General features: G+C 59.1%; 14 protein-coding genes. 6 read left to right on the plus strand and 8 right to left on the minus strand.

The features are described from left to right. Positions 1-299: 299 nt before the first annotated feature. The 4 genes from QSV77_RS06445 (at position 300) to QSV77_RS06460 (ending at position 1,916) form a co-directional block, all read left to right on the plus strand. Positions 300-626: a hypothetical protein gene (locus QSV77_RS06445; protein ID WP_302732876.1), complete on the plus strand. Its 327-nt coding sequence runs from the start codon at positions 300-302 to the stop codon at positions 624-626. Positions 627-750: 124 nt separating this feature from the next. Continuing rightward, positions 751-1,002: a hypothetical protein gene (locus tag QSV77_RS06450; protein WP_271361293.1), complete on the plus strand. Its 252-nt coding sequence runs from the start codon at positions 751-753 to the stop codon at positions 1,000-1,002. Positions 1,003-1,203: 201 nt separating this feature from the next. Then, entirely contained in the window at positions 1,204-1,434 is a 231-nt protein-coding gene (locus tag QSV77_RS06455; protein WP_142839849.1) for a hypothetical protein, read from the plus strand. 296 nt (positions 1,435-1,730) lie between these two features. After that, positions 1,731-1,916 carry a hypothetical protein gene (locus tag QSV77_RS06460; RefSeq protein ID WP_302732878.1) on the plus strand — a complete coding sequence of 62 codons (186 nt, stop codon included), beginning with the start codon at positions 1,731-1,733 and terminating at the stop codon, positions 1,914-1,916. 195 nt (positions 1,917-2,111) lie between these two features. Here the strand turns inward: QSV77_RS06460 and QSV77_RS06465 are convergent, their stop codons facing one another. Both QSV77_RS06465 and QSV77_RS06470 read right to left on the minus strand, forming a co-directional pair. Next, positions 2,112-2,363 carry a hypothetical protein gene (locus QSV77_RS06465; protein ID WP_302732879.1) on the minus strand — a complete coding sequence of 84 codons (252 nt, stop codon included), beginning with the start codon at positions 2,361-2,363 and terminating at the stop codon, positions 2,112-2,114. 151 nt (positions 2,364-2,514) lie between these two features. Further along, positions 2,515-2,673: a hypothetical protein gene (locus QSV77_RS06470; protein ID WP_193559498.1), complete on the minus strand. Its 159-nt coding sequence runs from the start codon at positions 2,671-2,673 to the stop codon at positions 2,515-2,517. A gap of 373 nt (positions 2,674-3,046) precedes the next feature. Here QSV77_RS06470 and QSV77_RS06475 point away from each other — a divergent pair, with 373 nt between their 5' ends. Then, on the plus strand, positions 3,047-3,481 hold the full coding sequence (locus tag QSV77_RS06475; protein WP_035223198.1) for a PACE efflux transporter: 435 nt from the start codon (positions 3,047-3,049) through the stop codon (positions 3,479-3,481). A gap of 33 nt (positions 3,482-3,514) precedes the next feature. On the opposite strand, the gene QSV77_RS06480 is transcribed toward QSV77_RS06475, so the two are convergent. The 5 genes from QSV77_RS06480 to QSV77_RS06500 form a co-directional block, all read right to left on the minus strand. Beyond that, positions 3,515-4,483, minus strand: a complete 969-nt coding sequence (locus tag QSV77_RS06480) for a dienelactone hydrolase family protein (protein ID WP_302733896.1) — start codon at positions 4,481-4,483, stop codon at positions 3,515-3,517. A gap of 102 nt (positions 4,484-4,585) precedes the next feature. Beyond that, positions 4,586-5,191 carry an ABC-type transport auxiliary lipoprotein family protein gene (locus tag QSV77_RS06485; protein ID WP_302732880.1) on the minus strand — a complete coding sequence of 202 codons (606 nt, stop codon included), beginning with the start codon at positions 5,189-5,191 and terminating at the stop codon, positions 4,586-4,588. A gap of 15 nt (positions 5,192-5,206) precedes the next feature. Continuing rightward, complete coding sequence (locus tag QSV77_RS06490) at positions 5,207-6,577, minus strand: MlaD family protein (protein ID WP_302732881.1); 1,371 nt, start codon at positions 6,575-6,577, stop codon at positions 5,207-5,209. Between the two features lie 7 nt (positions 6,578-6,584). Next, positions 6,585-7,421, minus strand: coding sequence for an ABC transporter ATP-binding protein (locus tag QSV77_RS06495; RefSeq protein WP_302732883.1), 837 nt, complete (start codon positions 7,419-7,421; stop codon positions 6,585-6,587). Between the two features lie 10 nt (positions 7,422-7,431). Continuing rightward, positions 7,432-8,592 carry an ABC transporter permease gene (locus QSV77_RS06500; protein WP_271361298.1) on the minus strand — a complete coding sequence of 387 codons (1,161 nt, stop codon included), beginning with the start codon at positions 8,590-8,592 and terminating at the stop codon, positions 7,432-7,434. A 143-nt stretch (positions 8,593-8,735) separates the two neighbouring features. Here QSV77_RS06500 and dgcA point away from each other — a divergent pair, with 143 nt between their 5' ends. Then, positions 8,736-9,719 (plus strand): N-acetyl-D-Glu racemase DgcA, encoded by a 984-nt coding sequence (dgcA, locus tag QSV77_RS06505; RefSeq protein ID WP_302732884.1) that lies wholly within the window; start codon positions 8,736-8,738, stop codon positions 9,717-9,719. Between the two features lie 520 nt (positions 9,720-10,239). On the opposite strand, the gene QSV77_RS06510 is transcribed toward dgcA, so the two are convergent. Further along, positions 10,240-11,079, minus strand: a complete 840-nt coding sequence (locus tag QSV77_RS06510; protein WP_046798379.1) for a UDP-2,3-diacylglucosamine diphosphatase — start codon at positions 11,077-11,079, stop codon at positions 10,240-10,242. Positions 11,080-11,179: the final 100 nt, after the last annotated feature.

Here is an 11,179-nt window from a genome sequence, read left to right on the forward strand (position 1 = left end):
ACAAACACATCAATAAAAACAATACTTAAATAGATAAAAATACGTATTTCAGAAAAAATAAATTAAAAACCGAAAACACCAACAAAATATATAAAATTATATTTACATAAAAATTACAAAAATAAAAGTAATATTCGGAATGCTAATTAGTAAATCCTATATCATTGAATATACAGACATCCTCAAAATATTCTCAGGAAATGCGGCTTCGCATTTTAACCAATGGCCGTGGTTTGCATTGCAAGCCGGTGAGTTGGCTGTATGCATGGCCTGCCAGAACAGGGGCAAAGGGGGATATCATGACATCGAAATGGGTATTGGCAGTGTTTTTCGGCACAGCGGTTGCGGGTGCGGCGCAGGCGGAAGACCTGGTGTTCACGCTGAAGAACGGCACGGGCTCCGTTCTCAACGCCTTTTACACCTCACCGGTGGGCGTTGATGACTGGGAAGACGATGTATTCGGCAAGAAGGCGCTTGGCCCCGGCGAAGAGATGGAAATCACCATCGCCGATGGCCGCAGCGTCTGCAAATATGACATGCGCTTCGAATTCCAGGGCGATGCGCTGGAGGATCTGGAGGATACGCAGAATCTCTGCGAGCTCGGCGAATATACCATCACCGAATAATCCAGTGACGGCCCTGCCCGGCAAAGGCAGGGCCTGCGGCGGCCAAGCTCCGAAAAAAAGTCGGTACGGCAATTATAGGCATTGCAGCACCGCCCTTTTCCCCAAAGCTGTCTCAATCATCCCTATGATTGGCACGATGAGATTGATCATCAACATATTGCTGTTCGTCCTCGGCGCGGTCGGGAGCGGAATATGTGCGTTTTTATTATCGGCAGCGCTTGCCGATTCCGGGCTGCTGGGTTCCTGTTTTGAAGGAAATTGCGCTTATGCGGCGCTGTTTATGGTGCTTCCGGTCGCATGGTTCATACTTTTTGCGCTTTATGTCATGGCTTTGCTCGTCTGGAGACGAAAACCGTTCCGCAATGGACGTTTCTGAAAAAGCGCGTTACGCCGCCATCGCTACCGCGCGTTCGTTGACAGCGATAAGCACTTACCGTTAACTCCGCCTGCTGGGGGATTCGCTGCCAGTGATATATGGGCCCGATGGGCATTCCCTATATCACAGGCCTCTGAATGTGCATGTTCCGATTTGCGTTTTGCGTTTGCTGGGCATGACGGAAAACAGGGAGACCAAAGGATGCGGGCCGCAATCAATTCCCCGTCGCTTTCGATCGACACGATGGACTATCAGGCCGAGTGCCAGTTCGCGCTGGAACCATCCATCCAGGGCCTTATTGAAAAGGCGGAGAGCGCCGGCTGGAACCGCCAGCAGGCTGCACTTGCTATCGTAGCACTCGCCAGCGAACATCTGACCGACCTGTTGTCTGCCGGTGGCCCGGCATTGCTGGATCAACGTTCCCTTTCCTGACCGCCGCCGAAGCGGGCGGAACCAGCGCCCGCCTTGTGTCCACACATCATCACGAAAACCAACCCTGCGCGCCCGGAGTGTCCTCATAGACGCTGCCGGAACCCTTGGTCGCGTCGGGACGCCTTCACCCAGGGCGAATCCTGCCTCGCACGCCAATATCGCAGCAAGGCCCCCCACCATATTCCGGGTCAGCACAATCCCGCAGAACGCATCGATTGCCGGTCGGAAACCGCGCCATAGTGTTGACACAGACCACCAATAATGAGAACATAAAGTGAACATTATGGAGGTCAGCGATGAACACTGCAGACGCAACCATAGAAAATGCCCTCTCCGTCGTCGCCCGCTCCCGCGATATGCGCGAGCGTGCGCTGGAACGGCGCCGCGAGTTGCAGCGGCGAACGGAAGTCATCATCACCCGGCCGCTTTACGTGCTGAAAAAGAACGAGCCGAAGCAGCTGTTGTTGAAACTCGACAGCTAAGCATGCCTGCGAACATCAGCTCTGCTTTGGGGCAAAAACACGGGGCGTGTGGCTACGGAAGTTCTGACGCAATGATGGCAGGCACAGTGCTCCCACAACGGAGTTCTCCTCTCACGGCCTTGCTCCCGAAAGCAAAATCCCGTGCGGATCACCTCACACACGGGATTTTCAGAATGAAGAGATCATCGTCTTGTCTTATTGCATGCGTTGCATTGCGGCTTCGGGCTCACCGGTCGTCGCAACCGTTGCCGCTGGAAGGCGGTCGGTCTTTTTCAGGATGACAACGGGCTTGTCCACCGGTTCCGTCGGCGGAACGATGCTTGCGGTTTTAAATTCACGGTCGACGGCAGGAGCGGAAGCGTTGATCTTTTCATGACCCGCGCATTCCGCAAGCGCTGCACTGGCGGAAAAGCCAAAGACAGCGGCGATAATGAGAACTGATTTCATGTCATTCTCCCTTCGCTTTTGTGGCGCTCTCCAGTCTAGGTGGAGACGAACCGGATTGAAAATCACACTTTAGAGACATCTAAAGCACCAGATCATTTCGGCAGTCGTCGTCATCGATGTGCATGGCAGCGATATGCTGACTGTATCGCCGTCATTTCTTCCGCACATCCAGCGGATTTTGGCAAAGCGGCCGGCGAAATATCATCGCCACATAACTTCCCTTGAGGGAAATGAGGCTGGGCGTGTAAGTCGAAACCTTTGCCGTGTTGGCGGCCTTGATCGTTCTTCCATCAGAGGAATTCTGCTGCATGGCGCGCCTCCTTCCATGAGCGATAACGAAAAAACACCGTTCTAGTTCCGCATCGACGTGAAACAGCGGCCAATGGAGAAGCAGTGTACGCCGCGTATTTCTTCTCCCCGCCGGGGAGAAGGTGGCCCGAAGGGTCGGATGAGGGGGCTAGCTCTCCGGATATCTCTACACTTGCCCCTCATCCCGCTGCCGCGACCTTCTCCCCGGCGGGGAGAAGAAACCAGTGGTACCCTCCCCGTGACATCGCCTGCCTCCGTAATCCCCCAACGCTTGAAAATGTCGCCCAAAGCCTCTATATGCGTCACCGCGAGGACGACCTCGGCCATCATGGCGACAGCATGCGGGACGGCCCGGTCACATACCGGAGAATAAATTGCGCTCCCTGCAAGATCGTATCCGCCACGCTCTCAGCTTCGAAATCATCGGCCTTCTGCTGGTCGTGCCGCTTGGCGCGCTCATTTTCGGCATGCCGATGGAAGATATCGGCATTGTCGGCCTGGTCAGCGCAACACTCGCCACCGCCTGGAACTATATCTACAATCTCGGCTTCGACCATGCCATGCAGCGCCTGAAAGGCACGACGCTGAAGACACCCGCCATCCGGGTCGCACACGCGCTGCTGTTCGAACTGGGGCTGCTGATCGTGCTGATGCCCTTCATCGCCTGGTATCTCGGCATCAGCCTCGCCCACGCGCTGGTCATGGATATTTCCTTCGCACTGTTTTACGTGGTCTATGCCTTCGTCTTCAACTGGAGCTACGACCGGATTTTCCCGCTGCCGGAATGGCAGTCGCAGGATGCCGTCTGATCGGCACGGACGAAGGCAGGAGAAGGCTGCGTTTCAGCGCAGCGACGCCTTGAAGAAGCGGACGACATCGGCATTGAAGCTGCGGTGAAACTCCGCCCGGTCAAAGCCTGGAATGTCGCCGCAGATTTGCGGCGCGGCCTTTTCCATCTCGGCGGGGCAAGGCGTGATGAACGAGAAATGTCCCGCGCCCGTCACCGTCCGATAATCCGGTTTCACCGGCAGATCATCGCGCAGCCTTGCAATATCCTGCGGCGCAACGCCATCACCGCCGCGCTCGGAACTCCAGAGCTGGACGGGAATGTTAAGGTTCCGCAGGTCGTCCGAACCCGGAAAGACGTTCAGGGGATCAGCCACGACCACGGCCTTCACCCGCGCATCGTGAACCCGATCCCCGGGAACCGCGCCCCTGTCCCGCATCTGCGCGCACAGCGCCGCTTGTTCATCGGGGCACGTCAGGCCCGCATTTGCGAAATCCGGTACGCCGCCAGCAAGCACCAGCGCCGTATAGCCGCCCCGCGAAAATCCGAAGACACCGACACGCCCGGCATCGATGAACCGCGCCTCTTTCCAGTTTGCCAGCATATGATCCAGCAACCGAACGACGTCCGCCGGCCGCTCGGTCAGCGCGGAAAGCTCGCCTGCCCGCTTCATGTCAAGCGCATTGTCGCCGGGATGATTGAGAGCCGCGACAATGAAACCGGCATCCGCCAGCGCCGCCGCCATATCCCGATGGCTGAAATAGGTGCCTGCGAAACCATGGGAAATGACGACAAGCGGATATTGCCCGTCGACAACAGGGCAATCGCGCACCGCAGGCAGCACGAAGGGGCCGATCCTTGTCTCCACCGGCGCTGCCGCACAGGGCGACCAGACGGCAGCCCTGATGGAAGCTTTGCCATCAGCGGATGGAACCTCGATCAACCGCAGCCCGGCCGCAAGAGCGGTACCGGTTCCCGAGAGGACGGAAAGAAGCATGAGGCAAAGCAACGCCGGAAATCGCATGATGAACCCACAGATGGAGAGACTGCGCGCAAGGCCGGGCATCACCCGGCCTCTCCCGAAGACAGGCTAATTTCTTATATCGGAAATGACCGTCGCGAAGACTTAGAGTGACTTCAGCGTCCAGGCCACGATCTCGCGTGTGGCGGCGGCAAAGGCCTGATCCAGCGCCTTCACGAAACTGGCGTTGCCGGAACCGCTGACCCGGGCGCTGGCGCGGAACACGTCCTGCGCCTTGACCGTGCCGTTACGGTCGTTCAGAAGCTTCACCGACATTTCGATATTGGCGATATTCTTCGCCGTATCGATTTCGAAGGCGCGAATATCGGTCACGACCTGATAGTCGATCGCCAGCCCCTGCCCCGGCCGGCCGACGCCGCCGAGCTTGCCGGTATCCTCGAAGGCTTCCACCAGCTTGGATTGCACCATGCGCGGCAGGCGGTCGCTCCATTGCGAATTGCCGAGATATTGCACCTCCGAGCCGGAAAGGCGCACCACGATGTTTTCGCTGTCGAGTGCCTTAAGGGCGGTCGGATCGGCAATCAGCAATTGCCGGCCTTTCAGCGAAGGTCCCTGCGTCACCGTCGCCGAAGACACGGAAAGATCGAACGTGTCGTTCTTCGGCGCGCCGGCACAGCCGGCCAGCAGCGCGGCAAGCAGCGGAGCCAGAATAAGGGTACGGCGTTTATGGCCGGTCATCGATCGTGTCATTGGCCCATACCCCTCTTAGCGCCTTGTTCTGCCATCATATTGTTTCACGGTTTCACCGCCGAAAATCAACCGCTGCGGATCGCGGTCGATATTGGTGATGGCATTGTTGAGATTGTCGACCGTCTGTCGCGTGCTGCCAATCAGCGCCTGGAAATCTTTCAGGCCAGAGCTGGAGAAGCGGGTCAGATTGTCGGCGATCGGCCCGATCCGGGCATTGAGATTGTCGGCCACGGCCTTGAACGAGGTAAGCGTCTCGCGCGCCTTGGCAAACAGCGAATTGGCATCATCGGTGCCCAGCATGCCGTCCACCTTGGCAAGAATGCCATCGACACGGCTGGAGGCGAGGTTCAGCTTGCGGCCCATGTCGGTGAAGTCGGAAACCGCCTGGTCGATATCGGCGCGGCGGGCACCGACATCATCGGCAATCCGCTTGAAATTCGCCACGGCATCACGCGCATCGGCGGTTGCGGCGGAAACATCGCCGACCACGGTGCTGACCTTGGCGGGATCGACGGAGGCCAGAAGCTCATCCGCACGCTTCACGACAGTCTGCACTTCCGTGCTCGCCGCCTCGAAATTGCGCGCCGTGCTCTGCACCGTCTCCATGATGCCCTGAATATCGCTGGAAGCCGACGCTACATCCTTCGTCACCTTGTCGACATTCGACAGGATGGAATCGATCTTGCCGGCATCCACCGCCTTCACCAGATCCTCGATGGCGGTCAGCGTGCCGTCGAGACGCACCGAGACAGACTGCACGGTGGTGGAAAGCGAGCTGAGGCTTGCAATGAAATTCCTGATGCCATCGGAATTGGCCGCCAGCGCGTCGGAGAATTTCTCGGCGTTACGCACCGTCTGCGTCAGCGGGCCACGCGCATCCTGCACGAAGCCCTGCAATTCTCCGATGGCGCCATCGGCGCGCTTCAAGATCTTGTCGGCGGTGGCAAGCAGGTTGGTGACGCTGGAAAGATCGGCCGTCAGTTCCGCGGGGACGCCGGTCTCTGCGGATTTCTGCAAAATGCGCTCGCCATCCTTGTTGCCGCCGGAAAGCTCGATATAGGCAGCGCCCGTCAGGCCCTGAATTTCAAGCACGGCGCGGGTCGAAGGGAAAACCGGCGCATCCGCCTGCACCTCGGTAAAGGCAATGGAATAAGCGGGGTCGTCGCGGTCGATGGCGAGCCCGCGCACGGTGCCGACAGGAATGCCGTTAAAGCGCACCGGCGAGCCGACGGAAAGACCGTTGGCGGAGCCGGGAATACGCACGACAAGCTGCGCCGTCGGGCCGCCACGGCCGAATTCCGCCATCCAGTAAACGAAGCCGAATGCGGCGGCGATCACGATCAGCGTGAAAATTCCGACTATGGTGTAGTTCGCCTTGGTTTCCATGCTTCTGTTACTCCACCGGATTTTCATGTTTGCCGTCCGGAAGAACGACAGAGCGCGCCCGTTTGCCGCGGAAATAGGACTGAACCCACGGGTCGTCGCAGGCGAACATGTCCTGCAATGTCCCTTCCACCAGAACCCGCTTGTCGCCGAGAACCGCAATGCGGTCACAGACGGAGAACAGGCTGTCGAGGTCGTGCGTCACCATATAAACGGTCAGGCCGAGCGAATCACGCAGGCGCGCGATCAGCATATCAAATTCCGCCGCCCCGATGGGATCGAGGCCGGATGTCGGTTCATCGAGGAAAACGAGGTCGGGATCAAGCGACAGCGCCCGGGCAAGAGCCGCACGCTTGATCATGCCGCCTGACAGTTCCGACGGATACTTGTCGCCGGCATCTGGCTTCAGGCCGACCATCTCGATCTTAAGATAAGCAAGCTCATCCATCAGCTTCTTCGGCAGGTCGAGATATTCCCGCATCGGCAGCTGAATGTTTTCCTTCACCGTCAGGCCGGAAAACAGCGCGCCCTGCTGGAACAGCACACCGAGCCGCTGGTCAAGCATCATGCGGTCGTCTTCGCTCGCCTTGTCGTAATCGGTGCCGAGAATGCGGATCGCGCCCGCCTGCCGTGGCAGGAGCCGCAAGATCGCCCGCATCAACACGGATTTACCCGCGCCGGAGGGACCGATGAAGCCGAGGATTTCGCCGCGATAGACATCGAGATCGAGATTTTCGAGCACGTTCCGGCCGTTGAAACCAACGGTCACGCCCTCGACGGAAAGCACCACCTCGCGGCCGTTTTTTCCGGTCTTGATCTGTTGCTGTGTCTGGTCCTGCTGCTCCAACGCGCCCTCCCTAAAAATCGATGGCTGCGTAGAAGATGGCGAAAAGACCATCGACCAGAATGACGACGAAGATCGACTTCACCACCGACGAGGTGACGTGCTGGCCGAGCGATTCCGCCGAACCGCCCACCTTCATGCCTTCCACCGCCGCGACGATGCCGATGATGAGCGCCATGAACGGCGCCTTGATCATGCCCGCGGCAATGGTCGATTCCTCGACAGCGCCATGCAGGCGTGACAGGAACACTTCGAAAGTGATGCCGGAATAAAGCAATGCCACGATGGCAGCACCGAAAAGCGCTGCGAAGTTGGCAAGAATGGTCAAGAGCGGCAACGCGATGGTCAGCGCCACCAGCCGCGGAAATACCAGCACGCCGACCGGATTGAGGCCGATCACCTTCAGCGCGTCGATTTCCTCGCGCATCTTCATCGAGCCGATTTCCGCCGTGATCGCGCTGCCGGAACGGCCGGCGATCATGATCGCGGTCAAGAGAACGCCGATTTCACGCAATTGCAGAATGCCGACCAGATCGACGACGAAGACTTCCGCACCGAAATATCTGAGCTGGAACGCGCCCTGCTGGGCGATGATCGCGCCGATCAGGAACGACATCAGCATGATGATCGGCACGGCGCGCACGCCCATATGGTCGATCTGGTTGACGATCGCCGCCGGCGATACGCCACGTCCTCGCCCGAGCTTCATCTGCGCGCCGCGCACGGCGGAACCAAGAATATACATGCCCGCCAGAAAGTCCGCGCCATTCTGAACCACGGCCTGGCCGATCGGCGCGAAGATGCGCTCCACCAGCCCCGGCCTAGCGGCTGGCTCGCCCTGCATCTCCGCCTTGTCGGGCAATTGACCGATGACATCCTCGATCCGGTCGTTGCCGGTGAGCGTGACGGTCGCGCCGTTCGCCTCCAGATCCTTGCGCAGGCGCTGGATGATCCACGCACCCGTCGTGTCGATGGCTTCGACGGCGGAAAGATCGATCTCGACGGAGCCGCCGGATTTGCTCTTTTCGATCCTGTCGAGGCTTTCAAAAATTCCGGAGAGATTGCTGTTGCGCCAGGAGCCGCTCATGACATAACGCAAGCCGCCGCCGGAGACGGAACCGTCTTCGGTGATTGCGGCCGGGTTCGCCTGTTGCCGTGTGTCCTGTTCTTGCATAATGCTCCGAGCGAGTGCAGCCGTCACGAGATTCTTAAAGGTTTCATAACGTTTTGGCCTCCGGCAAGCCACAGTGACGGCTGACAATTCGTGATAAATTTGGCGTCATGTGTCTTTTGTCGCCCAATCGGAAGTGAAAAAATATGCCCCGTTACCTGCAAGCCACAACAGAACGCTTCCCCGTCGCCGGCAGCTTCACCATCTCACGCGGCACCCGCACGCATGCGGATGTCGTAACGTGCATCATCCGCGAAGGTTCCTTCACCGGCAGAGGCGAATGTGTGCCTTATCCACGTTATGGCGAAAGCATCGAGGGTGTTGTTGCCGATATCGAGGCGATGGCAGAGCGGATCGCCGCCGGCCTGACGCGGCAGGAATTGCAGCAGGCGATGCAACCCGGCGCCGCCCGCAATGCGGTGGATTGCGCGCTGTGGGACCTCGAAGCCAAGATCAGCGGCAAAACTGTTGCCGAGCGCATCCTTGGACAGGCGGCAAAGCCGCTCGTCACCGCTTACACCATCTCGCTTGCCGACCCCGAGACCATGGCCGCGAAGACGGCGGAAAACGCAGGCCGCCCGCTGCTGAAGATCAAGACCGGCACAGCGGATGACGAGGCGCGTCTAAGGGCCGTGCGCGCCGCCGCACCCGAAGCGCGCATCATCATCGACGCCAATGAGGGTTGGAACGATTATAATATCGAATATTATCTGCGGCTTGCGGCGGAACTGAAGATATCGCTGATCGAACAACCGCTGCCCGCCGGCAAGGATGACATCCTCTCCAGCATCGATCATCCGGTGCTGATCTGCGCCGACGAAAGCGTGCATTCGACCAAGGACCTCGCCGGCCTGCGCGACCGTTACGATGCGATCAACATCAAGCTCGACAAGACCGGCGGTCTCACCGAAGCGCTTGTCATGAAGGCGGAGGCCGAACGGCTCGGTTTCACCATCATGGTCGGCTGCATGCTCGGCACCTCGCTCGGCATGGCGCCCGCCGTACTGGCGGCGCAGGGCACGGCATTTGCCGATCTCGACGGGCCGCTGTTGTTGGCGCAGGATCGTGAGCCGGGGCTGGTTTATGAGGGTTCGCTGGCTTATCCGGCGCGGCCGGAATTGTGGGGGTAAGTCGTGGATATTGAAGGCAGAGAAACACGATAAGGCGCGACCTCGCCGCTTGTTTCTTCTCCCCGCCGGGGAGAAGGTGGCCCGAAGGGTCGGATGAGGGGGCAACGTCAGCGATAGATCGCACCCTTGCCCCCTCATCCCGCTGCCGCGGACTTCTCCCCGACGGGGAGAAGAAGCACGCGGCATCCACTCGCCATACAGGCGAGAGTCGGTGCTCCGATATGAAAGATCGCAAGTTATCCAGCCCGTCCGAAATTGCAGGGGTAAGCCCTGAAATTAAAGCCTGATGAGGCGCGAGGCCGCCGCTGGTTTCTTCTCCCCGTCGGGGAGAAGGTGGCCCGAAGGGTCGGATGAGGGGGCACCGTTGCAGGAATTCGGAGAGGTTGCCTCCTCATCCCGCTGCCGCGACCTTCTCCCCGGCGGGGAGAAGAAACCAGCGGCGTCCACTCGTCCCACACGAGCGCGCATTGATCGCAAGGAAACACCGAAGGCCAGGTATACCTTTAGCTCGCAGGCCCAATCAGGCCGCGTGCTTGCCAATCAACCCCGGAATATCCACCGGCTCCATCTCGTCCGATGCCTGACCGGCGGTGGCGTCGCTGGTCTGCATCCAGGTGATCAACTCGAAGCTGCCATCGGCATTTTCGGCAATCGCCGTGCAGCTTTCCACCCAGTCGCCGGTGTTGATGTAGCGGATGCCGTCCATGTCTTCCATGACAGCATGGTGGATGTGCCCACAGATCACGCCGTCGACATTGTTGCGTCGCGCCTCGTCGGCCACCACGCGCTGGAATTCGCCGATGAAGTTGACGGCGTGTTTGACCTGCAGCTTCGCCCAGGCCGAGAACGACCAGTAAGGCAGGCCGATGCGGCGGCGCACGGCGGCAATGGCGATGTTGATGGCGATCGCCGCGTCATAGGCCCAGTCGCCGAGATAGGCGAGCAGGCGGGCATTGCGCACCACCACGTCGAACTCGTCGCCATGGATGACCAGATATTTCTTGCCGTCGGCCGCCTCGTGGATCATGCGCTCGGCAACTTCGATGCCGCCGAAATGCATGCCCGGGAATTCCCGCAGGAATTCATCGTGGTTACCGGGAATATAGATGATGCGCGTGCCCTTGCGGGCCTTGCGCAGCAGCTTCTGCACCACGTCGTTGCAGCCCTGCGGCCAGTACCAGCTGCGGCGCAGGCGCCAGCCATCGACGATATCGCCGACCATGATGATCGTTTCGGCTTCGTGATACTTCAGGAAGTCGAGCAGGAAATCCGTCTTGGCCGCCTTGGAGCCAAGATGAACATCCGAAATGAAAAGCGTTCTGAACTGTCTGGTTTCGATTTGACCGGCCACGGATTTCATCCCCCTGTTCGGTTGCGTCCCTGCGGCTTTCTTACCTCTCAGAACCAGACTCGTGTTTCAGCAACATGACAGAGGCCGGTTTTTGTATGGAATATGACTG

Origin of the sequence: Agrobacterium sp. V1 (assembly GCF_030518355.1) — a bacterium.
GTDB lineage: Bacteria > Pseudomonadota > Alphaproteobacteria > Rhizobiales > Rhizobiaceae > Agrobacterium > Agrobacterium cucumeris.

Coding starts and splice junctions, on each gene's coding strand:
- QSV77_RS06445 (WP_302732876.1), top strand. CDS start 300: ATGACATCGAAATGGGTATTGGCAGTGTTTTTCGGCACAGCGGTTGCG.
- QSV77_RS06450 (WP_271361293.1), top strand. CDS start 751: ATGATTGGCACGATGAGATTGATCATCAACATATTGCTGTTCGTCCTC.
- QSV77_RS06455 (WP_142839849.1), top strand. CDS start 1,204: ATGCGGGCCGCAATCAATTCCCCGTCGCTTTCGATCGACACGATGGAC.
- QSV77_RS06460 (WP_302732878.1), top strand. CDS start 1,731: ATGAACACTGCAGACGCAACCATAGAAAATGCCCTCTCCGTCGTCGCC.
- QSV77_RS06465 (WP_302732879.1), bottom strand. CDS start 2,363: ATGAAATCAGTTCTCATTATCGCCGCTGTCTTTGGCTTTTCCGCCAGT.
- QSV77_RS06470 (WP_193559498.1), bottom strand. CDS start 2,673: ATGCAGCAGAATTCCTCTGATGGAAGAACGATCAAGGCCGCCAACACG.
- QSV77_RS06480 (WP_302733896.1), bottom strand. CDS start 4,483: ATGCGATTTCCGGCGTTGCTTTGCCTCATGCTTCTTTCCGTCCTCTCG.
- QSV77_RS06485 (WP_302732880.1), bottom strand. CDS start 5,191: ATGACACGATCGATGACCGGCCATAAACGCCGTACCCTTATTCTGGCT.
- QSV77_RS06490 (WP_302732881.1), bottom strand. CDS start 6,577: ATGGAAACCAAGGCGAACTACACCATAGTCGGAATTTTCACGCTGATC.
- QSV77_RS06500 (WP_271361298.1), bottom strand. CDS start 8,592: ATGCAAGAACAGGACACACGGCAACAGGCGAACCCGGCCGCAATCACC.
- dgcA (WP_302732884.1), top strand. CDS start 8,736: ATGCCCCGTTACCTGCAAGCCACAACAGAACGCTTCCCCGTCGCCGGC.
- QSV77_RS06510 (WP_046798379.1), bottom strand. CDS start 11,079: ATGAAATCCGTGGCCGGTCAAATCGAAACCAGACAGTTCAGAACGCTT.